Source organism: Paraburkholderia lacunae (genome assembly GCF_003353175.1).
Taxonomy (GTDB): Bacteria; Pseudomonadota; Gammaproteobacteria; order Burkholderiales; family Burkholderiaceae; genus Paraburkholderia; species Paraburkholderia lacunae.
This window is the reverse complement of record NZ_QHKS01000001.1, coordinates 439,895-459,497: the sequence shown is the minus strand read 5'-3', so window position 1 is coordinate 459,497 and position 19,603 is coordinate 439,895. Positions and strand designations below refer to the sequence as shown.

The following is a 19,603-nucleotide window of genomic DNA, read 5'->3' as shown; positions in this document are numbered from 1 at the left end:
ATCAAAATGAAGGTGAAAAAAGCTGCGCTGCTGCTCGCGACTCTCGGACTGTTTACGGTTGGCGCGCATGCGCAAGACGCTGGTACGTTGAAGAAGATCAAGGACACGGGCGTGATTTCGCTGGGTCATCGCGAATCGTCGATCCCGTTTTCGTATTACGACGACAAGCAGAACGTCATCGGTTATTCGCAGGAATTCGCACTGAAGGTGGTGGACGCGGTCAAGGCCAAGCTGAACATGCCTAACCTGAAGGTCAAGCTCACCCCTGTCACGTCGCAAAACCGTATTCCGCTGGTGCAGAACGGCACCGTCGACATGGAATGCGGCTCGACCACCAATAACGCCGAGCGCCAGCAACAAGTTTCGTTCTCGAACACGATCTTCGTGATCGGCACGCGTCTGATGACCAAGAAGGATTCGGGCATCAAGGACTGGGCCGACCTGAAGGGCAAGACGGTCGTCACGACCGCCGGCACGACCTCCGAGCGCCTGCTTCGCAAGATGAACCAGGACAAGAGCATGGGCATGAACATCATCAGCGCGAAGGACCACGGCGAGTCGTTCCTGACGCTCTCCACCGGCCGTGCTGCCGCGTTCATGATGGACGACGCGCTGCTCGCGGGCGAGCGCGCCAAGTCGAACAACCCGGGCGATTTCGTGATCGTCGGCACGCCGCAGTCGCATGAAGCGTACGGCTGCATGCTGCGCAAGAACGATCCGGAGTTCAAGAAGGTGGTCGACGAGGCGATCGCGAAGGTCGAAACCTCGGGTGAAGTCAGCCAGATCTACAAGAAGTGGTTCGAATCGCCGATTCCGCCGAAGGGCCTGAACCTGAACTTCCCGGAAAGCGACGACATGAAGGCGCTCTACAAGAGCCCGAATGACAAGGCAATCGATTAAACCTTAGCTGTTTTTTTGAAACGCTGAACGAAACGGAAGGGGCCGCGCGCTTCTTCCGTTTCTTTTTGCTGGAGTCTTGGTCATGTCATATCACTGGAACTGGGGCATTTTGCTGAGTCCGGTCTCCACCGGCGAGCCGACTACTTATCTGGGCTGGCTGATGTCCGGCTTCTGGGTGACGATTACCGTGTCGCTGTCGGCATGGGTAATCGCGCTGATCGTCGGTTCGTTTTTCGGTGTGCTGCGGACGGTGCCGAACAAATGGGCGTCAGGCATCGGCACGGTCTACGTCGCGATTTTCCGCAACATCCCGCTGATCGTGCAGTTCTTCATCTGGTATCTGGTGATACCGGAGTTGCTGCCGGTGTCGATCGGCACCTGGTATAAGCAATTGCCGCCGAGTGCGCAGTTTTTCTCGTCGTCGATCGTGTGTCTTGGGCTCTTCACCGCCGCGCGCGTGTGCGAACAGGTGCGCTCGGGCATCAACGCGCTGCCGAAGGGCCAGCGCGCCGCGGGTCTGGCGATGGGTTTCACGCAATGGCAGACGTACCGTTATGTGCTGCTGCCGGTCGCGTACCGGATCATCGTGCCGCCGCTCACGTCCGAGTTTCTGAATATCTTCAAGAACTCGGCGGTTGCCTCGACGATCGGTCTGCTGGATCTGTCCGCGCAGGCGCGCCAGCTGGTCGACTACACGTCGCAGACGTATGAGTCGTTTATCGCCGTCACGATGGCCTATCTGCTGATCAATCTGGTCGTGATGCAACTGATGCACTGGGTCGAACACAAGACCCGGTTGCCCGGCTATATCGGAGGCAAGTGATGCACCATTTCGACTGGAGCAGTATTCCGGGCGCACTGCCTACGCTATGGACCGGCGCCATTGTCACGCTCAAGATCACGCTGATCGCGATCGTGATCGGCATTGTCTGGGGCACCCTGCTCGCGATCATGCGGCTTTCGCCATTCAAGCCGTTCGAATGGTTCGCGAAGGGTTATGTCACGATCTTCCGTTCGATCCCGCTGGTGATGGTGCTGCTGTGGTTCTTCCTGATCGTGCCGCAGGTGCTGCAGAACATTCTGGGTTTGTCGCCGGATATCGACATCCGGCTGGCTTCGGCGATGGTCGCTTTCTCGCTGTTCGAGGCTGCGTACTATTCGGAGATCATCCGCGCCGGCATTCAGGCAGTGCCGCGCGGGCAGGTCAATGCCGCGTTTGCGCTCGGCATGAGCTACCCGCAGGCGATGCGCCTCATCGTGCTGCCGCAGGCGTTCCGCGCAATGGTGCCGCTGCTGCTGACCCAAGGTATCGTGCTGTTTCAGGATACGTCGCTCGTCTACGTGATCAGCCTCGCCGACTTCTTCCGCACCGCCACGAATATTGGCGACCGTGACGGCACGAATGTCGAAATGGTACTGTTCGCGGGCGTGTGTTATTTCGTGATCTGTGTGGTCGCGTCGACCCTCGTCAAAGGTCTTCAGAAAAAGGTCGCAAGATGATCTCAATCAAGAATGTTTCGAAGTGGTACGGCCAGTTTCAGGTGCTGACCGACTGCACGACGGAAGTCAAAAAAGGTGAAGTGGTGGTGGTGTGCGGGCCGTCGGGCTCGGGCAAGTCCACCCTGATCAAAACCGTGAACGGACTCGAGCCGTTCCAGAAGGGCGAGATCGTCATCAACGATCAATCGCTGACTGACAAGAAAACCAATCTGTCGAAGCTGCGCGCGAAAGTCGGCATGGTGTTCCAGCACTTCGAGCTGTTCCCGCATCTGTCGATCGTGCAGAACCTGACGCTCGCACAGGTCAAGGTGCTCGGCCGCTCGAACGACGAAGCGACGGCGAAGGGGCTGAAGCTGCTTGATCGCGTCGGTCTGCGTGCGCATGCGGACAAGTTTCCGGGGCAGTTGTCAGGCGGTCAGCAGCAGCGTGTGGCGATTGCGCGCGCGCTGTCGATGGATCCGATCGCGATGCTGTTCGACGAGCCGACCTCCGCGCTCGACCCGGAAATGATCAACGAAGTGCTCGACGTGATGGTCGAACTCGCGCAGGAAGGCATGACGATGATGTGCGTCACGCACGAAATGGGCTTTGCGAAGAAGGTCGCGCATCGCGTGATCTTCATGGACAAGGGCTTGATCGTCGAAGACGACCGCAAGGAAGACTTCTTCGCGAATCCGAAGTCGGATCGCGCCAAGGACTTTTTGGCGAAGATCCTGCACTGAGTTTGCCGCGACGCTTCACGCTTCGGCAGAAAAAAGCCACTTCGGGGAGAAGCGGCTTTTTTCATTTGGTGCTCGCGTGCGTTTGGAGTATGACCCGCGGGGATCAGGACTCGAACGCTGCGGCGTCGTCCGCCGCCTCGAGGTCGACTTCGGCCATTGCCGCGGCTCCAACGGAAGCCGCAATCGTGGTCGCCGAAGCCGACGCATCCAGCGCCGGATTGCGCAGCTTTTCGAGCACGCCGGCCGGCACCGGCACATTGACGCGGCCGATCACTTCGCCGTGCTGGAACATCATCAGGTCGCCGGGTTGGAACGCGGTCCAAACTTCGTTGTCGGTGAGCGGTTGCGTCGCGATCACGGCGACGCGATCTTCCGGCGTCGTGTACTTGGCGAAATCGATCGACACGTCTGCATCGACCAGATGCGCCGTGGAAAACGGCCAGCGCCGCACGATGAAGTGCAGGTGCGTCGAGCAATGCGCGAACAACGCCTGGCCGTTCGACATCAGGAAATTGAACACGCCGAACTGCGTGATCTCGCGCGTGAGCGTTCCGAGCGCGGCGAACAGTTCTTCAAGCGGCGGCTGGCAGCCGGGAAAGGCCTTGCGCAAACCTTGTAGCAGCGCGCAGAACGCGAGCTCGCTATCGGTCGTGCCGACAGGCTGATAGACGCCCGTCAGCGTGGGCGAATAATTTTTCAGGTCGCCGTTGTGCGCGAAGATCCAGTGCCGCCCCCACAGCTCGCGCATGAACGGATGGCAGTTCTCGAGCAGGATGTGCCCTTGGGTCGCCTTGCGGATATGCGCAATCGTGTTCTTCGATTTGATCGGGTAGCGCTTGACCATCTCGGCGATCGGCGAGGTGGCCGACGATTGATGGTCGATGAACAGGCGGCAGGCTTTATCTTCGAAGAAGGCGATGCCCCAGCCGTCGGCATGGTGATCGGTGACGCCGCCGCGCGCCGCAAAGCCGGTGAACGAGAAAGTGACGTCCGTCGGCGCGGCGCAGTTCATTCCGAGAAGTTGGCACATGTTGCGGGTAAGCCTGTGAACGGGGCGAGCCGTTACAATGATGATTTTCCAAGCATATCACCGAGCCAGAACCGCCAAATAGCTAAATTGACGTGTGTTCAGGCCGCAACGCTGCGGTTTGCTGCGGTATCCACGCGTCGATTGGCTTTGTCGCCGAGGTTCGTCCCCCTCCCGCCATGACTGCTTCTACTGCTCGCCTCGACTCCCTCACACTCGCCCGCCCGGACGATTGGCATTTGCACGTTCGTGACGGCGCGATGCTGGCCGCCGTGCTGCCGGACACCGCGCGCCAGTTCGGCCGCGCGATCATCATGCCGAACCTGAAGCCGCCGGTCACCACTACCGCGATGGCGCAGGCGTACCGCGAGCGCGTCGTTGCCGCGATTCCGGCCGGCGTGAAGTTCGAGCCACTGATGACGTTGTACCTGACCGACAACACGCCGCCCGACGAAATCCGCCGCGCTCGCGAAAGCGGCTTCGTGCACGGCGTGAAGCTGTATCCGGCGGGCGCGACGACCAACTCGGACGCGGGCGTCACCGACATCATGAAATGCGCGGCGACGCTGGAAGTCATGCAGGAAACCGGCATGCCGCTGCTGGTGCACGGCGAGGTGACGGATTCGTCGATCGATCTGTTCGATCGCGAGAAGGTGTTCATCGATCGCGTGATGACGCCGCTGCGCCGCGCGTTTCCGGCGCTGAAGGTGGTGTTCGAGCACATCACCACGAAGGACGCTGTCGACTATATTCGTGAAGCCGGCGTGGCCCCGGGTCTGCTGGGCGCGACGGTCACCGCGCACCATCTGCTGTATAACCGCAACGCGATCTTCCAGGGCGGCATTCGCCCGCATTACTACTGCCTGCCGGTGTTGAAGCGCGAGACGCATCGCTTGGCGCTGGTCGAGGCTGCGACCTCGGGCAATCCGCGCTTCTTCCTCGGCACCGATAGCGCGCCGCATCCGAAGGGCTTGAAGGAGCACGCGTGCGGCTGCGCCGGCTGCTATACGGCGTTGCACGCGCTCGCACTGTATGCGGAAGCGTTCGATAAAGCGGGTGCGCTGGATAAGCTCGAAGGCTTCGCGAGCTTCTTTGGGGCGGATTTCTACGGTCTGCCGCGCAGCGAGGAACACGTCACGTTGCGTCGCGAGGAATGGACGTTGCCCGCTGAATTGCCGGTCGGCGATACGCCGGTTGTGCCGTTGCGCGGCGGCGAGCCGATTGGCTGGCGGCTGGTCTGAGGTCGGACTGGATGCAGGTGCAGGAGGCGGCGCGCGTGGGTTTCGCCGATATCGACTGGTCGAAGCCGTGGTTCGCGCCATTTGCCGAACGCGGCGAGCGTTGGCAGCAGGCCGCGCTCAAAGGCTATGCGGAGTTGCTCGCCGAAATGAACGCGGATGCCGGTGCGATGCAGCAGCGCACCGGCCGCGGCCAGCGCCTCGCGTTCATCGCGCAGGACGATTTGCCGCCAGGCGCGGCTTACGAGGCGCATATCGCGTCGACCGGCTGCGTGCCGACGCGCCACAATCTGCATGACTTCTTCAACGCGTCGATGTGGTTTGCGTTTCCGCGCATCAAGGCGGCGCTGAACGCGCGGCAGTCGGCGGCGATCGACGTTTTAGGCGTCGGGCCGACCCGCGGCGGCGTGCGCGATACGCTGACTCTATTCGACGAAAACGCGTTGCTGTTCGCTTGCGCGGACCCGGCATTGGCTGCCGCCCTGCGCGGATTCGACTGGCAGACGCTGCTGGTTTCCCGGCGTGATGCGTGGGGCACGCATTGCGAGGTGCGCTGCTTCGGTCATGCGTTGCTGGAAAAGCTGATCGCACCGTTCAAGGCGTGCACAGGTCACGCGTGGATCGTCGATGTCCCGTCTGATTACTTCGGATGGCCCGCACTGGCGCGCAACGCATGGCTGGACGAAACGGTCAGCCATGCGCTGCTGAATACCGAACCGTTGACGAGCCGCCTGTTCGCGCCGCTACCCGTGCTGGGCATTCCAGGCTGGTGGCCGGACAACGAATCGCCCGTGTTTTACGACGACGCGTCGGTGTTCCGCGCAGGGCGCCGTTCGCGCTAAAGCGTCGGCGGGCGCGGCGCGGGCCTCGTCAGCGATGCCGCCTGGTCGGCTAGTTCCACCGCGCAAGCCGCTTGCCGCCCGTCGCGGTGGTAAAATCCGCTCCAGCAAAGCAGGCTAGGCAGTCGCGGCCTTTGCGGCTTCGGCCAAGGAGGGCGAGGAAAGTCCGGACTCCACAGGGCAGGGTGATGGCTAACGGCCATCCGTGGTGACACGCGGAACAGGGCAACAGAAAGCAAACCGCCGATGGCCCGGCGCAAGCCGGGATCAGGTAAGGGTGAAACGGTGCGGTAAGAGCGCACCGCGGCTGCTGCAAGGCAGACCGGCACGGTAACCTCCACCCGGAGCAATTCCAAGTAGGCAGGCGCGCATCTTCGAGATGCAGGACGGGGCCCCCGTCTCGTCTGCGGGTAGGAAGCTTGAGCGCGTCAGCAATGGCGCGCCTAGAGGAATGGCTGCCACGCGCGCGGCGTTTTCGGACGCGGCGCGTGCACAGAATCCGGCTTATCGGCCTGCTTTGCCACTGAATGAAAAATGCCGGCGTCCGTGTGGACGTCGGCATTTTCTTTTGGTGCCTGCCATTGCCTGCGTCAAGAGCGCTATTTGCGCCGAAACGCCGGGCTCAACTGGCGACGATATCGAACGAGTGCGACAGTTCGGCCGTTTTCGCGATCATGATCGACGCAGAGCAGTATTTGTCGTGCGACAGATTGATGGCCCGCTCGACGGTAGCCGGGTTCAGATTCTTGCCGGTCACGGTGAAGTGGAAGTGGATCTTGGTGAACACCTTCGGATCTTCGCTTGCGCGTTCGGCCTTCAGCGTCACCGAGCAACCGGCCACTTCCTGGCGGCTTTTCTTCAGGATCATCACGACGTCGTAAGCCGTGCAGCCGCCTGTGCCGAGCAGTACCATTTCCATCGGACGCGGCGCGAGATTGCGGCCGCCGCCTTCCGGCGCGCCGTCCATCATGACCAGATGGCCGCTGCCCGTCTCGGCGGCGAACGCCATCCCGTCTTGCCCCATCCAGCTCACTTTGCATTCCATGCTGTGCTCCACCGCGCGTCGCTTGTCTTCGAGACGGCATTGTAGCCCGGCGTTTGCGTATCCGCCCGGAGGGACTTCGGTGAGAAATTATGCGCAATGACCGCTTGCGTGTTGCGGTGCGGTACGTTCCGCGGATTCGGGAATGCCCTGATGAATTTAGGGGTTTTACTCTAGTCGATGTCGACCTTCGCAGCCGCTCCGTGGCGATTTTATATTTGATTTAAAAGAGAATTTCCGGTGTGATGGCAGGTTATTGTGAATCTCACATAATGAAATCGCATTTCGCAATGCAAATGTTCTTGCGTCGCACAAGGGGGCCTCATATAATCGATCCCATCGGTTGCAGCAGTTCTGCAACCTCCGCTGTCTCCTCCACCTCCTCCTTTGGTGGATTAAACCCGAACCGCTCGTTCGGGTTTTTTTTCGCCCGCGTTTTGCCGGCTTGCCGGTGACACCGAAGTGGTTGATGGATCAACCGGATCAATCCGATGCCCGGTTGGTCAGTGCCGAGATGCTCAGCCAGTCTGGGATTTGAGATCGGCTTGAGCGCTGTTCAACGCGTTCCCACCCTATTCGAGATGGTTGGGCGGCTCAACCGGGGACTGTTGCGGGCCGGCCGTCCTAGGCGCGCCGGGGTTCGGCGTTGCGCGGCGGCACATGCCGCGCCGTCGCGCGAGGAGCGTTCGGAGGCGGGTTGACCGGGGCGGGCCGGTTTCGACGTGCTCCGGCGGCTTTTGACTTGCTGCGCAATTTTCCCTTATAATCCAAGGCTTTTCCGCATTCGTGCCCGCGGAGGAAGAACAGGGAGAGCCTGCACGCGCCTCGATGCGCACACTACAAGCAGGAAAAACATAGGGCGCAGCAATTTTTTTGGATCGATCATGAAGACGTTTTCCGCAAAAGCCCATGAGGTGACGCGCGAATGGTACGTGATTGACGCGACGGATAAGGTTCTCGGGCGTGTCGCCAGCGAAGTGGCACACCGTCTTCGCGGCAAGCACAAGCCTGAATTCACTCCCCACGTCGACACCGGTGATTTCATCATCGTTATCAACGCCGGCAAGCTGAAAGTCACGGGCAATAAGGTTACTGACAAGAAGTACTACCGTCACTCGGGTTACCCGGGCGGTATCTATGAAACGACGTTCGGCAAGATGCAGGAACGCTTCCCGGGCCGCGCGCTCGAGAAAGCGGTCAAGGGCATGCTGCCGAAGGGCCCGCTCGGCTACGCGATGATCAAGAAGCTGAAGGTCTACGCCGAAGCAACGCATCCGCATTCGGCACAGCAGCCGAAAGCGCTCGAGATCTAAGGGGAGCCCACATGATCGGTAACTGGAATTACGGCACGGGCCGCCGCAAGAGCGCCGTCGCACGTGTGTTCATCAAGGCAGGCAAGGGCGACATCGTTGTGAACGGCAAGCCTATCGCCGACTACTTCTCGCGCGAAACGTCGCTGATGATCGTGCGTCAGCCGCTGGAACTCACGAACCACGCTGCTACGTTCGACATCAAGGTCAACGTGACGGGTGGCGGTGAAACGGGTCAAGCCGGTGCGGTTCGCCACGGCATCACCCGCGCGCTGATGGACTATGACGCAACGCTGAAGCCGGCTCTGTCGAATGCTGGCTTCGTGACGCGTGATGCTCGTGAAGTCGAACGTAAGAAGGTCGGCTTCCACAAGGCACGCCGCAGGAAGCAATTCTCGAAGCGTTAATCGCTTCGGGTGCGATCCGGCTCTTGGGCCAGAGCGCAGCAAAAGCCGCCGACGCTTTCGCGAAGGCGGCTTTTTTATTGGCCGCGCCCACGCCGCGGGACGAGAGTCGCGGGAAGAACCCATTGATTTTGTGGGCTTCAGCACGATATTGAGATCAGCCCTACAATAGCGGTTAGAAGTTTTTTGGAGAGTTCGAATGAACGCAGTCACCGAAACACCCGTGACCGAGATGCCCGCCCCCTTCGTCTTTACCGACGCAGCGGCTGACAAGGTCAAGCAACTGATCGAAGAAGAAGGCAACGCGGACCTGAAACTGCGCGTATTCGTGCAGGGCGGCGGCTGCTCGGGCTTTCAGTACGGTTTTACGTTCGACGAAGCCGTCAACGAAGACGACACCGTGATGAACAAGAGCGGCGTCCAGCTGCTGATCGATTCGATGAGCTACCAGTATCTAGTCGGCGCTGAGATCGACTACAAAGACGACATCAACGGCGCGCAGTTCGTCATCAAGAACCCGAATGCTACGACCACCTGCGGTTGTGGCTCGTCGTTCTCGGTTTGATGGCAAGTCGAGCGGCAGGTTGTTAAAACGGGGCTTTGGCCCCGTTTTCTTATTCCGTGAGCGTAAAACGAACGGAAAACGCGCGAACGGAAAACGCGCGGTCAGCGCGGATAGATGGCACCCAGTACGCGTTCGCCCGCAGCGCCGGTTACTGCCGGCAAATTGCCCGGCAGGCGCGCCATGCAGCGCATGGCCAGCCACGCGAACGCCAGCGGCTCGACCTGACTCGGTGGCACGCCTAGCGCGTTGGTGGTCAGCACCGGCACGCCGCTTACACCGCTTTCCTCCAGCGCCGCCTTCAGCGCCTTCAGCAGCTCCGGATTGCGCGCACCGCCGCCACACACGTAGACAGCCCTGGCATCCGACGCATGACGCTCGATCTCGCGCGCAACCGTCACCGCGGTCAGCGCGGTCAGCGTCGCTTGCACGTCAGCGGGGGCGAGCGCGCTGAACGGTTGGAGTTTCGCGTCGAGCCACTCGGCGTTGAACAGGTCGCGGCCGGTGCTTTTGGGCGGCTGTTGCGCGAAAAAGGGCTCGTCGAGCAAGGCATTGAGCAGCGTGCGGTCGACCTGGCCGTCCGCCGCGAAATGGCCGTTTTCGTCGAAAGGTTTGCCGAGATGGCGCTGCGCCCACTCGTCGAGCAACGCATTGGCCGGACCGCAGTCGAAGCCGCGTACGCTGCCTGCCGCGTTCAGAATTGTGATGTTGCTGATGCCGCCAAGATTGCAGACCACCCGGGTTTCGTTCTTCGCGCCGAATACCGTTGCGTGAAACGCCGGCACCAGCGGCGCGCCCTGGCCGCCGGCCGCGACGTCGCGGCTGCGGAAGTCGGCGATCACGTCGATGTGCGTCATTTCCGCGAGTAGTGCCGGGTTGTTGATCTGTCGCGTATAGCCTTTCCCCGGCCGATGCCGCACAGTCTGGCCATGCACGCCGATCGCACGGACGTCGTCGGCGGACAATCCGGCGCAGCGCATGAGTTCGTGGCAGCACACCGTGTAGCGGGTGGCGAGCGCATTGGCCGCCAGCGCTTCACGTTCGATCTCGTTGTCGCCCGGCTGTTGCAGCGCGAACAGCGCCTCGCGCAAACCTGCCGCGAAGCCGACGAACGCCTCGGCCCGTACAACCGGCGGTTTCCCTTTGGCAAATTCGACGGCCACGCCATCCACACCGTCCATGCTCGTGCCGGACATCAGTCCAAAGTAGACGCCGTCTGCAGGGTCTTGCGCCACGTTGCTGCTCCTCTCGATGATTCGTTGCGATCCGTTTTAGCAGATTATCGACGCAAGCGAGGAGGAACATAAAGCTTTGTGATGCCGGCCTGGTGACGGCCTCGTGCCTGTTTTGGGCTCGAACCGTGCTCGAACTGTGCTTGAAGCGCGCCTGATTTGCGTCCGAATCGGCAAATCGACCTGCGAAGCGCGCCTTGTGGCGGAGTCAGTGGGCGCTGCGGCGCGCATCTATGGGACAATCTCCTTTTTTCGCGACTTCACGTTTCCAGCATGAGCACCGAGTCCACTAAGCCAAGCCCCGCCTTCCCGATCACCGACGAAGTCCGTCATGCGCTCGCCGTCACGAAGCGCGGCGTCGACGAACTGCTGATCGAAGACGAATTCGCGCAAAAGCTCGCGAAGAGCCAGGCGACCGGCACACCGCTGCGCATCAAGCTCGGGCTCGATCCGACCGCCCCTGATATCCACGTCGGCCACACGGTCGTACTGAACAAGATGCGTCAGCTGCAGGATCTCGGCCACACGGTGATCTTCCTGATCGGCGATTTCACGTCGCTGATCGGCGATCCGTCGGGCCGTAACGCCACGCGCCCGCCGCTCACGCGCGAGCAGATCGAATCGAACGCCAAGACCTATTTCGAGCAGGCCGCCCTGGTGCTCGATCGCGAAAAGACGGAAATCCGCTACAACAGCGAGTGGTCGATGCCGCTTGGCGCCGACGGCATGATCAAGCTCGCGTCGCGCTACACGGTGGCGCGCATTCTCGAGCGTGAAGATTTCACCAAGCGTTATCAGAGCGGCATGCCGATCTCGATTCACGAGTTCCTGTACCCGTTGATGCAAGGCTACGACTCGGTCGCGCTGAATGCCGACCTGGAACTCGGCGGCACGGACCAGAAATTCAATCTGCTGGTGGGCCGCGAACTGCAGAAGCAATACGGCCAGGAGCAGCAGTGCATCTTGACGATGCCGCTGCTCGAAGGGCTCGACGGCGTCGAAAAGATGTCGAAGTCGAAGAACAACTATATCGGCATCAGCGAAAAGCCGACGGACATGTTCGGCAAGCTGATGAGCATTTCCGATACGTTGATGTGGCGTTACTTCGAGCTGCTGTCGTTCCGGCCGATGGAAGAGATCGCCGGCTTCAGGCGCGAGATCGAAGCGGGTCGCAATCCGCGTGATTTCAAGGTGATGCTCGGCCAGGAAATCGTCGCGCGCTTCCACTCGCAGGCCGACGCCGAGCGCGCGCTCGAGGACTTCAACCATCGCGCGAAGGGCGGCGTGCCGGACGACATCCCGGCGGTGACGCTCGCGGGTGCACCGCTCGCGATCGGCCAGCTGCTCAAGCAGGCCAACCTCGTGCCGTCGACCAGCGAAGCGCTGCGCAACATCGAGCAGGGCGGCGTGAAGATCGACGGCGCGACCGTGTCCGACAAGGGCCTGAAGGTCGAAGCCGGCGAGTTCGTCGTGCAGGTCGGCAAGCGCCGCTTTGCGCGCGTCACGCTGACGGCTTGATGGCTCCATGATGATTCAGGCGTTGCATCGTCCGGAGTGGCGCCGTTGATTGCGCTGATCCAACGCGTGCGGCGCGCGGAAGTGCGCGTCGGCGACCGTGTGACCGGCGCCATCGAAGCGGGGCTGCTCGCGCTCGTATGCGCCGAGCGCGGCGACACCGACGCAGTGGCCGATCGGCTGCTGGCGAAAGTGCTCGGCTACCGCGTGTTCAGCGACGCGGCCGGCAAGATGAATCTGTCTGTACAGAATCTCGACGGCGCCGGGCGCGCGGGCGGTCTGCTGCTCGTTTCGCAGTTCACGCTGGCCGCGGACACGAACAGCGGCCTGCGCCCGAGCTTCACGCCGGCAGCGCCGCCTGACGAAGGCAAGCGCCTGTTCGATTACTTCGTCTCGTCGGCACGCGCAAAGCATCCGATCGTCGAGACCGGCGAATTCGGCGCCGACATGCAGGTGTCGCTCGTCAATGACGGACCGGTTACGTTCTGGCTGCAGACGCGCGCCTGAACGTCTCACGATGCGCACGCCGGGGTGCGCATCGATCCCCACTGCTTTTTGCGACAATAGCGGCTCGGCATAACCGGCCACTGGCGCCCAATTTCATCCCATGACCACGCAGATCCTGTTTATCCGGCACGGCGAAACCGACTGGAATCGCATCAAGCGCATCCAGGGGCACATTGACATTCCACTCGCCACAACGGGTCTGGTGCAAGCGCAACGCCTCGCACGCCGCATTGCCGATGAAGTGAAGCAGGGTGCGCGGCTCGACGCAATCTATTCGAGCGATCTGCAACGCGCGCAGCAAACGGCGCAACCGATCGCGGATACGCTCGGCTTGCCGCTGCAACTGCGCGAAGGTCTGCGCGAGCGTTCATACGGCGCGTTCCAGGGGCATGACAGCGACGAGATCGCCGTCCGTTTTCCCGACGAATATGCGCACTGGCAAACCCGCGATCCGGGTTTTGCGCCGCCGGACGGTGAATCGCAACGCTCGTTCTTTCACCGCGTGCTGCACGCGATAGAGCCGATCGCGGCCGCGCATCCTGGCGGGCGGATTGCGTGCGTCGCGCATGGCGGCGTGCTCGATTGTGTGCGCCGGTTTGCCAGCGGTTTGCCACTCGACGCGCCGCGCAATTACGCGTTGCTGAACACGAGCGTGAACGTGGTGGACTTCGACGGAGACAAGGCCACGCTCGTGTCGTGGGCGGACGTGGCGCATCTCGACGCGCCGGGCGAAGACGACAGCTTCAGAAAGGTTCCGGAGCCGGGGCGCTAACCGGCAGCGACGGGTTCACATACCGCAAGTGCGCAGTCACGCAGCTCGATGCTTCCGTTATATGAACCCATGTCGGCAGAGCGGCATCGCTTGCGCGATACGGTCGGCCGTCGGCCGCAACGCCGGTCAAGTCAGGTTGAATCCGTCTAAATCCGTTTAAATCCATTTGACCCGTTCGATCAGCGCTAACGCAACGCGAGGTGGGTTGCCTCGCTCGATCGGACATCGTTAGATCAGCCTCACGCGCCGCATAAGCCCGCTCAGGTCGCGGCCGAATCCCACAGGCCGGGCAGCGTGCTCGACGCGTCCGGCGCGGCGAGGCCGAAGTGCCGGTATGTCAGCAGCGTGGCGATCCGGCCGCGCGGCGTACGTTGCAGAAAGCCTTGCTGGATCAGATACGGTTCGAGCACGTCTTCGATCGTGTCGCGCTCTTCGCCGATCGCCGCCGCCAGGTTGTCGACGCCGACCGGGCCGCCGTCGAACTTGTGCAGGATCGCTTCGAGCAGCTTGCGGTCCATCAGGTCGAAGCCGACCGCGTCCACGTCGAGCATTCTGAGCGCCGCGTCCGCCACCTGCGCGGTGATGTTGCCGTCCGCTTTGACTTCGGCGTAATCGCGCACGCGCCGCAGCAGCCGGTTCGCGATCCGTGGCGTGCCGCGTGCGCGCCTCGCGATCTCGAACGCTCCGTCCGGATGGATCTGCGCTTTTAGCAGCGACGCCGAACGCGTGACGATACGCGCCAGTTCCTCAGCGTTATAGAACTCGAGCCGCGAGACGATGCCGAAGCGGTCGCGCAACGGATTGGTCAGCATGCCCGCACGGGTAGTCGCGCCGACCAGCGTGAACGGCTGCAGGTCCAGCTTCACGCTGCGCGCGGCCGGCCCCTCGCCGATCATGATGTCGATCTGATAATCCTCCAACGCCGGGTACAGAATTTCCTCGACGACCGGAGAAAGCCGGTGAATTTCGTCGATGAATAAAACGTCGTTGGCTTCGAGGTTGGTGAGCAGTGCGGCGAGGTCGCCCGCTCGTTCGAGCACCGGGCCGGACGTTTGCCGCAGATTGACGCCCATTTCCCGCGCGATGATGTGCGCGAGCGTGGTCTTGCCGAGGCCGGGCGGCCCGAACAGCAAGACGTGGTCGAGCGATTCGGAACGGCGTTTGGCGGCCTCGATGAAAATTTCCAGCTGGCCGCGCACCTTTTCCTGCCCGACATATTCGTCGAGCTGGCGCGGGCGCAACGCCCGCTCGAACGCTTCTTCGTTCGGCGAGACGGGCGTGGCCGCGATGATGCGCTCGGCGGCGAGTTTGTCGGTTTCGATCATGCGGCCATTGTACCGCGCGCGCCCCGCAGGAAACCCCCTTGGCAGGCCGCCCGTTGCAGAACCTGGCCGGATGGCCAGGGTGCGCGGCAGGCCGGCGTGTGCGAAGCATTAGCTGACCCGCGCGGCGCTAACCGCCGAGGCCTGAGGTTCAACCTTTGTTCAGCCCTTCGATAGCGCCTTCAACGCAAGCTTGATGCCCTCGGAAACGCCGGTGCCGGCCGGCACGTTCTTGATGGCTGCTAACGCTTCTTTTTCGGAGTAACCCAATGCGAGCAGTGCGTTCAGGATATCGGAGGCGTGACCGGATGCCGACGCCGCGCCCGCCATTGCGCCGAGATCGGCGCCGATCTTGCCCTTCAGTTCGAGGAGCAGCCGCTCGGCCGTCTTCTTGCCGATGCCCGGCACGCGCGTCAGACGCGCTGCGTCCTGCATCGTGACGGTCTGCGCCAGTTCGTGCACGCTCATGCCCGACAGCACCGCGAGCGCCATGCGCGCGCCGATGCCGCTGATCTTCAGCAGTTCGCGGAAGGTGGTGCGTTCCTCGGCGGTGCCGAAGCCGTACAGCAGATGGGCGTCCTCGCGCACGATCATTTGCGTGAGCAGCACGACGCGTTCGCCGGCGGAGGGCAGGTTGTAGAACGTGCTCATCGGCACATCGACTTCGTAGCCGACGCCGTTGCAGTCGACGAGAAGATGCGGTGGGTTTTTTTCCAGCAGAACGCCGGCAATGCGACCGATCATGGCGGATTCAATCGAGAGAGAAGGGGGAAGGAAAGGGCGAGTGTAGCGCAGCGGGTGCGCGGCAGCGTAACGCAAAAACGTGCTGAGGAACAACGAGGGCAAGCCGGAGCAGCCGGTAGCCGCGCATCTGCGCCTATGTAGCGAAGCAGACGCGCGCAGAGGTTATGCCGGTTCGCGGTTGACCGGCTCGAGGCGGCCCCTTGACGACTACCCCACCAAACGCCCGCGCCGCACCCGCAGACCCTTCTTCGCCAGCGAAGGCGCGATGCCGCCCAGCGTACTGAGCGTAGTGCCGCCGTGCGCATGGCAGATCGCCATGCCGAGAGCGTCGGCGGCGTCGGTGCTGGGCACGCCGGAAAGGTTCAGCAGCCGTACCACCATCTGCTGCATCTGCTCCTTGGTGGCGCGGCCGTAGCCGACTACCGCCTGCTTCAATTGCAGGGCGGTGTATTCGGCGACCGGCACGCCGCCCGCCACCAGTCCGCAGATGGCGGCGCCGCGCGCCTGCCCGAGCAGCAAGGTGGATTGCGGATTGACGTTGACGAACACTTTTTCGATCGCCGACTGATCGGGCGAATGCTGACGGATCAGCGTCGAAATGCCTTCGAAAATGGTGCCGAGGCGCGACGGCAAATCGGCGTCGGCTGTCTTGATGACGCCGCTCGCGACGTAGCTGAGCGTGTGCCCGTTTTGGTCGATCACGCCGAAGCCGGTCACGCGCAAGCCGGGGTCGATGCCGAGAATTCTCATGAGGTGCCGCACATGCGGTAAAGACAAATTGCTTGCGATACTACAACGGCACTGAGCAACGGCCAAAGAAAACAGCGCGGAGAACGGCTCAGAGGATCGCTGAAAAATTAGCTGAAAAACTAGCTGAGAGGATCGGTCAAAACAAAATGGCCCGGCAGAAAATCTGCCGGGCCATTTCGCTCAAATTTCGCTCGGGCTAATCGCACAACTTCCGCATGACGGGGAGGCCGTCATGGCGCGCAATGCGTGAATCAATGCCGGAAGTGACGCACGCCGGTCAATACCATCGCGATGTTGTGCTCGTCTGCCGCGCCGACCACTTCGTCGTCGCGCATCGAACCGCCAGGTTGAATCACGCAGGTCGCGCCCGCTGCCACGACCACGTCGAGGCCGTCGCGGAACGGGAAGAACGCATCCGACGCCACCGCCGAACCGGTCAGCGTCAGACCGGCGTTCTGCGCCTTGATGCTGGCGATGCGCGCCGAATCCACGCGGCTCATCTGACCCGCGCCGACGCCGAGCGTCATGCCGTTGCCGCAGAACACGATCGCGTTCGACTTCACGTACTTCGCGACACGCCATGCGAACAGCAGATCGTCCATCTCCTTCGGCGTGGGGTGGCGCTTCGTGACGACGCGCAACTCGCGCGGCTGCACGTTCTTCGAATCGAGCGATTGCACCAGCAGACCGCCGCCGACGCGCTTCAGATCGAACGCGTTATGGCCTTCGCCCAGCGAGATTTCGAGCAGGCGCACGTTCTGCTTGGCCGCGAACACCTGGCGAGCCGCCGCGCTGAACGACGGCGCGATCAGCACTTCGACGAACTGCTTGGCCACCGCTTGCGCCGCTGTTTCATCGACTTCGCGGTTGAACGCGATGATGCCGCCGAACGCCGAGGTCGGGTCGGTCTGGAACGCCTTCGCATACGCTTCGTTCGCGTCCGCGCCCACTGCCACGCCGCACGGATTCGCGTGCTTGACGATCACGCAGGCCGGCACGTCGAACGTCTTCACGCATTCCCATGCGGCGTCCGAATCGGCGATGTTGTTATACGACAGTTCCTTGCCTTGCAACTGGTTGTAGTTCGCCAATGCGCCGGCCGGCACCGCAAGGTCGCGATAGAACGCGGCACTCTGGTGCGGGTTTTCGCCGTAGCGCAGGTCCTGCACTTTGTTGAAAGCCAGGTTGAAGGTCGCCGGGTACGTGTTGCGCGACGAGTGTTGAAGCTCGTCGGTCAGGCTCGTCAGGTAGTTCGTGATCGCGCCGTCGTACTGCGCGGTGTGCGCGAACACCTTGGTGGCGAGACGGAAGTTCGTCCGGTACGACACCGAATTGCCGTTCGCGCGCATTTCATCGAGCACGACCGCGTAATCGGCGGGATCGACCACCACCGTCACGTCGCGATGATTCTTCGCCGCCGAGCGCAGCATGGTCGGGCCGCCGATGTCGATGTTCTCGATCGCGTCTTCCAGCGAGCACTCTTCTTTCGACACGGTCTGCACGAACGGGTACAGATTCACGACCAGCAGGTCGATCGTCGGAATGCCGTGCGTTTCAAGCGCCGCCATGTGTTCCGGCAGATCGCGGCGCGCAAGGATGCCGCCGTGCACTTTCGGATGCAGCGTTTTCACGCGACCGTCCAGCATTTCCGGGAAGCCCGTGTAATCGGCGACTTCGGTGACGGAGAGGCCCGCGTCCGCGAGCAGTTTCGCGGTGCCGCCGGTCGACAGGATCTTGACGCCGAGGTCCGACAGCGATTTGGCGAAGTCGACGATGCCGGACTTGTCGGAAACGGAGATGAGCGCTTGCTTGATCATGATGAAGACGAAAAGCCGAAGAAGAACGTGGCGGGGCGCCGGGAAACTACAACAAGCCGTGCTGTTGCAGCTTCTTGCGCAGCGTATTGCGGTTGATGCCGAGATACTCGGCGGCCAGCGACTGATTGCCGCCGGCCTGCTCGAGCACCACCTCGAGCAACGGTTTTTCTACGCACGAAATGACCATGTCATAAACGTCGTGCGGATTGGAGCCGTCGAGATCCTGGAAATACATGCCCAGGCTGTCGCGGACGGATTGTTCGATATTGTTCTTGCTCATGCTGCTAGTCGGTCAGTTTGGTCCGGCTCGCCGTCGTTCTTGTTGAGCGTTTCTTCGACGTAGACGAGGCGATCGGAGATCGCCTTTTGTGCGTCGAAGAACTCGTTGACGGCGAGGAGTTGTTCGCGCGTGGTGTCCAGCGTATTCATGCGATGCCGGAACACGTTGGCGCCAGAAAGGCCGCGAGTGTACCAGCCGATGTGCTTGCGCGCGGTGCGCACACCCGTAAATTCGCCGTAGAACGCGTAGTGATCTTCGAGATGCTCGTTCATCACCTGCTGGATTTCGTCGATGCGCGGCGGCGGCAGCAATTCGCCCGTTTGCAGGAAATGCTCGATCTCGCGGAACAGCCACGGGCGCCCCTGCGCCGCGCGGCCGATCATGATGGCGTCGGCGCCGGTGGCGGCGAGCACCTCGCGGGCTTTTTGCGGCGAGGTAATGTCGCCGTTGGCGACCACCGGAATGCGCACCGCCGCCTTCACTGCGGCGATGGTCTCGTATTCGGCGTCGCCGTGGTACAGGTCGGCGCGCGTGCGGCCGTGCACGGTCAGCATCGAAATGCCGGCGGCTTCGGCGAGGCGCGCGACGGTGAGCGCGTTCTTGTTGTCGCGATCCCAGCCGGTGCGGATTTTCAGCGTGACGGGCACGGCATCGGGCCCCGTACCCACTGCGCCCACCACGGCCTCGACGATGCGCTGCACCAGCGGTTCGTTCTGCAACAGCGCCGAGCCGGCCGCGACGTTGCACACCTTCTTGGCCGGGCAGCCCATGTTGATGTCGATGATCTGCGCGCCGTTCGCGACGTTGTAGCGGGCCGCTTCGGCCATCATGGCCGGATCGGCGCCGGCGATCTGCACGGCGATCGGCTCGACCTCGCCGGCGTGGTTGGCGCGGCGCATGGTCTTCTCGCTTTTCCACAATTGCGCGTTCGACGCCACCATTTCCGACACGGCATAGCCCGCGCCCAGCCGCTTGCAAAGCTGCCGGAACGGCCGGTCGGTCACACCCGCCATCGGGGCGACGAACAGGTTGTTACGCAGATTGTGGGAGCCGAGTGTAGGCATGACGTGGACGTGCGCGCCGCCGATCGTTTCAGATTCTGTCAATCGGAGCGTTCGCG

The 19,603-nt window shown here is 62.2% G+C and carries 21 protein-coding genes, 1 other RNA gene and 1 pseudogene; 13 read left to right on the top strand and 10 right to left on the bottom strand.

Annotation, left to right across the window (positions count from 1 at the left end):
• Positions 1–6: 6 nt before the first annotated feature.
• The 4 genes from DLM46_RS02240 (at position 7) to DLM46_RS02225 (ending at position 3,122) form a co-directional block, all read left to right on the top strand.
• Positions 7–900, top strand: a complete 894-nt coding sequence (locus DLM46_RS02240) for a glutamate/aspartate ABC transporter substrate-binding protein (RefSeq protein WP_115099053.1) — start codon at positions 7–9, stop codon at positions 898–900.
• Positions 901–982: 82 nt separating this feature from the next.
• Positions 983–1,723: an amino acid ABC transporter permease gene (locus tag DLM46_RS02235; protein WP_115099052.1), complete on the top strand. Its 741-nt coding sequence runs from the start codon at positions 983–985 to the stop codon at positions 1,721–1,723.
• A complete protein-coding gene (gene gltK / locus DLM46_RS02230; protein WP_115099051.1) occupies positions 1,723–2,400 on the top strand; it encodes a glutamate/aspartate ABC transporter permease GltK in 678 nt (225 codons plus the stop codon). The genes DLM46_RS02235 and gltK overlap by 1 nt, the downstream gene beginning before the upstream one ends.
• Positions 2,397–3,122, top strand: coding sequence for an amino acid ABC transporter ATP-binding protein (locus DLM46_RS02225; protein ID WP_115099050.1), 726 nt, complete (start codon positions 2,397–2,399; stop codon positions 3,120–3,122). Before gltK ends, DLM46_RS02225 begins: the two co-directional genes overlap by 4 nt.
• 103 nt (positions 3,123–3,225) lie before the next feature.
• On the opposite strand, the gene DLM46_RS02220 is transcribed toward DLM46_RS02225, so the two are convergent.
• Complete coding sequence (locus tag DLM46_RS02220) at positions 3,226–4,152, bottom strand: class II glutamine amidotransferase (RefSeq protein ID WP_115099049.1); 927 nt, start codon at positions 4,150–4,152, stop codon at positions 3,226–3,228.
• A 176-nt stretch (positions 4,153–4,328) separates the two neighbouring features.
• Between DLM46_RS02220 and pyrC the strand changes: the two genes are divergently transcribed.
• The 3 genes from pyrC to rnpB all read left to right on the top strand — a co-directional run bounded on the left by pyrC (position 4,329) and on the right by rnpB (position 6,749).
• Positions 4,329–5,390 (top strand): dihydroorotase, encoded by a 1,062-nt coding sequence (pyrC, locus tag DLM46_RS02215; RefSeq protein WP_115099048.1) that lies wholly within the window; start codon positions 4,329–4,331, stop codon positions 5,388–5,390.
• 11 nt (positions 5,391–5,401) lie between these two features.
• Positions 5,402–6,229, top strand: coding sequence for a DUF3025 domain-containing protein (locus tag DLM46_RS02210; RefSeq protein ID WP_115099047.1), 828 nt, complete (start codon positions 5,402–5,404; stop codon positions 6,227–6,229).
• A gap of 106 nt (positions 6,230–6,335) precedes the next feature.
• Positions 6,336–6,749, top strand: an RNA gene (rnpB, locus tag DLM46_RS02205) — RNase P RNA component class A.
• A gap of 99 nt (positions 6,750–6,848) precedes the next feature.
• On the opposite strand, the gene DLM46_RS02200 is transcribed toward rnpB, so the two are convergent.
• Positions 6,849–7,271, bottom strand: coding sequence for an OsmC family protein (locus DLM46_RS02200; protein ID WP_028196390.1), 423 nt, complete (start codon positions 7,269–7,271; stop codon positions 6,849–6,851).
• Between the two features lie 881 nt (positions 7,272–8,152).
• Here DLM46_RS02200 and rplM point away from each other — a divergent pair.
• From rplM to erpA, 3 genes are all read left to right on the top strand, one after another.
• Complete coding sequence (gene rplM / locus DLM46_RS02195; protein WP_027198819.1) at positions 8,153–8,581, top strand: 50S ribosomal protein L13; 429 nt, start codon at positions 8,153–8,155, stop codon at positions 8,579–8,581.
• A gap of 11 nt (positions 8,582–8,592) precedes the next feature.
• Positions 8,593–8,985: a 30S ribosomal protein S9 gene (rpsI, locus tag DLM46_RS02190; protein WP_115099046.1), complete on the top strand. Its 393-nt coding sequence runs from the start codon at positions 8,593–8,595 to the stop codon at positions 8,983–8,985.
• Between the two features lie 196 nt (positions 8,986–9,181).
• Positions 9,182–9,547: an iron-sulfur cluster insertion protein ErpA gene (gene erpA / locus DLM46_RS02185; protein ID WP_013340463.1), complete on the top strand. Its 366-nt coding sequence runs from the start codon at positions 9,182–9,184 to the stop codon at positions 9,545–9,547.
• A 101-nt stretch (positions 9,548–9,648) separates the two neighbouring features.
• Here erpA and DLM46_RS02180 read toward each other — a convergent pair whose 3' ends face one another.
• Positions 9,649–10,779 carry an anhydro-N-acetylmuramic acid kinase gene (locus DLM46_RS02180; protein ID WP_115099045.1) on the bottom strand — a complete coding sequence of 377 codons (1,131 nt, stop codon included), beginning with the start codon at positions 10,777–10,779 and terminating at the stop codon, positions 9,649–9,651.
• A gap of 270 nt (positions 10,780–11,049) precedes the next feature.
• Here DLM46_RS02180 and tyrS point away from each other — a divergent pair, with 270 nt between their 5' ends.
• From tyrS to DLM46_RS02165, 3 genes are all read left to right on the top strand, one after another.
• Positions 11,050–12,294: a tyrosine--tRNA ligase gene (gene tyrS / locus DLM46_RS02175; RefSeq protein ID WP_115099044.1), complete on the top strand. Its 1,245-nt coding sequence runs from the start codon at positions 11,050–11,052 to the stop codon at positions 12,292–12,294.
• 45 nt (positions 12,295–12,339) lie between these two features.
• Positions 12,340–12,798 carry a D-aminoacyl-tRNA deacylase gene (gene dtd, locus DLM46_RS02170; RefSeq protein ID WP_115099274.1) on the top strand — a complete coding sequence of 153 codons (459 nt, stop codon included), beginning with the start codon at positions 12,340–12,342 and terminating at the stop codon, positions 12,796–12,798.
• Between the two features lie 100 nt (positions 12,799–12,898).
• Complete coding sequence (locus DLM46_RS02165) at positions 12,899–13,570, top strand: histidine phosphatase family protein (RefSeq protein WP_115099043.1); 672 nt, start codon at positions 12,899–12,901, stop codon at positions 13,568–13,570.
• 1 nt (position 13,571) lies between these two features.
• On the opposite strand, the pseudogene DLM46_RS40030 reads toward DLM46_RS02165, so the two are convergent.
• The 7 genes and pseudogenes from DLM46_RS40030 to dusB all read right to left on the bottom strand — a co-directional run.
• Positions 13,572–13,694, bottom strand: a pseudogene (locus DLM46_RS40030) (oxygenase MpaB family protein); the annotation flags it as partial.
• 136 nt (positions 13,695–13,830) lie between these two features.
• Positions 13,831–14,895, bottom strand: coding sequence for a Holliday junction branch migration DNA helicase RuvB (gene ruvB, locus DLM46_RS02155; RefSeq protein ID WP_115099042.1), 1,065 nt, complete (start codon positions 14,893–14,895; stop codon positions 13,831–13,833).
• Positions 14,896–15,054: 159 nt separating this feature from the next.
• Positions 15,055–15,636 carry a Holliday junction branch migration protein RuvA gene (ruvA, locus tag DLM46_RS02150; protein WP_115099041.1) on the bottom strand — a complete coding sequence of 194 codons (582 nt, stop codon included), beginning with the start codon at positions 15,634–15,636 and terminating at the stop codon, positions 15,055–15,057.
• A gap of 207 nt (positions 15,637–15,843) precedes the next feature.
• Positions 15,844–16,386: a crossover junction endodeoxyribonuclease RuvC gene (gene ruvC / locus DLM46_RS02145; RefSeq protein WP_115099040.1), complete on the bottom strand. Its 543-nt coding sequence runs from the start codon at positions 16,384–16,386 to the stop codon at positions 15,844–15,846.
• A 251-nt stretch (positions 16,387–16,637) separates the two neighbouring features.
• On the bottom strand, positions 16,638–18,203 hold the full coding sequence (gene purH, locus DLM46_RS02140) for a bifunctional phosphoribosylaminoimidazolecarboxamide formyltransferase/IMP cyclohydrolase (RefSeq protein ID WP_115099039.1): 1,566 nt from the start codon (positions 18,201–18,203) through the stop codon (positions 16,638–16,640).
• Between the two features lie 46 nt (positions 18,204–18,249).
• On the bottom strand, positions 18,250–18,483 hold the full coding sequence (locus tag DLM46_RS02135; protein ID WP_007180440.1) for a Fis family transcriptional regulator: 234 nt from the start codon (positions 18,481–18,483) through the stop codon (positions 18,250–18,252).
• Positions 18,480–19,547 (bottom strand): tRNA dihydrouridine synthase DusB, encoded by a 1,068-nt coding sequence (gene dusB, locus DLM46_RS02130; protein ID WP_115099273.1) that lies wholly within the window; start codon positions 19,545–19,547, stop codon positions 18,480–18,482. The genes DLM46_RS02135 and dusB overlap by 4 nt, the downstream gene beginning before the upstream one ends.
• Between the last annotated feature and the right edge of the window lie 56 nt (positions 19,548–19,603).

Excerpts from the sequence above, each read along its gene's own strand:
- DLM46_RS02240 (WP_115099053.1), top strand. The coding sequence starts at position 7 with ATGAAGGTGAAAAAAGCTGCGCTGCTGCTCGCGACTCTCGGACTGTTT.
- DLM46_RS02235 (WP_115099052.1), top strand. The coding sequence starts at position 983 with ATGTCATATCACTGGAACTGGGGCATTTTGCTGAGTCCGGTCTCCACC.
- gltK (WP_115099051.1), top strand. The coding sequence starts at position 1,723 with ATGCACCATTTCGACTGGAGCAGTATTCCGGGCGCACTGCCTACGCTA.
- DLM46_RS02225 (WP_115099050.1), top strand. The coding sequence starts at position 2,397 with ATGATCTCAATCAAGAATGTTTCGAAGTGGTACGGCCAGTTTCAGGTG.
- DLM46_RS02220 (WP_115099049.1), bottom strand. The coding sequence starts at position 4,152 with ATGTGCCAACTTCTCGGAATGAACTGCGCCGCGCCGACGGACGTCACT.
- pyrC (WP_115099048.1), top strand. The coding sequence starts at position 4,329 with ATGACTGCTTCTACTGCTCGCCTCGACTCCCTCACACTCGCCCGCCCG.
- DLM46_RS02210 (WP_115099047.1), top strand. The coding sequence starts at position 5,402 with ATGCAGGTGCAGGAGGCGGCGCGCGTGGGTTTCGCCGATATCGACTGG.
- DLM46_RS02200 (WP_028196390.1), bottom strand. The coding sequence starts at position 7,271 with ATGGAATGCAAAGTGAGCTGGATGGGGCAAGACGGGATGGCGTTCGCC.
- rplM (WP_027198819.1), top strand. The coding sequence starts at position 8,153 with ATGAAGACGTTTTCCGCAAAAGCCCATGAGGTGACGCGCGAATGGTAC.
- rpsI (WP_115099046.1), top strand. The coding sequence starts at position 8,593 with ATGATCGGTAACTGGAATTACGGCACGGGCCGCCGCAAGAGCGCCGTC.
- erpA (WP_013340463.1), top strand. The coding sequence starts at position 9,182 with ATGAACGCAGTCACCGAAACACCCGTGACCGAGATGCCCGCCCCCTTC.
- tyrS (WP_115099044.1), top strand. The coding sequence starts at position 11,050 with ATGAGCACCGAGTCCACTAAGCCAAGCCCCGCCTTCCCGATCACCGAC.
- DLM46_RS02165 (WP_115099043.1), top strand. The coding sequence starts at position 12,899 with ATGACCACGCAGATCCTGTTTATCCGGCACGGCGAAACCGACTGGAAT.
- ruvB (WP_115099042.1), bottom strand. The coding sequence starts at position 14,895 with ATGATCGAAACCGACAAACTCGCCGCCGAGCGCATCATCGCGGCCACG.
- ruvA (WP_115099041.1), bottom strand. The coding sequence starts at position 15,636 with ATGATCGGTCGCATTGCCGGCGTTCTGCTGGAAAAAAACCCACCGCAT.
- ruvC (WP_115099040.1), bottom strand. The coding sequence starts at position 16,386 with ATGAGAATTCTCGGCATCGACCCCGGCTTGCGCGTGACCGGCTTCGGC.
- purH (WP_115099039.1), bottom strand. The coding sequence starts at position 18,203 with ATGATCAAGCAAGCGCTCATCTCCGTTTCCGACAAGTCCGGCATCGTC.
- DLM46_RS02135 (WP_007180440.1), bottom strand. The coding sequence starts at position 18,483 with ATGAGCAAGAACAATATCGAACAATCCGTCCGCGACAGCCTGGGCATG.
- dusB (WP_115099273.1), bottom strand. The coding sequence starts at position 19,547 with ATGCCTACACTCGGCTCCCACAATCTGCGTAACAACCTGTTCGTCGCC.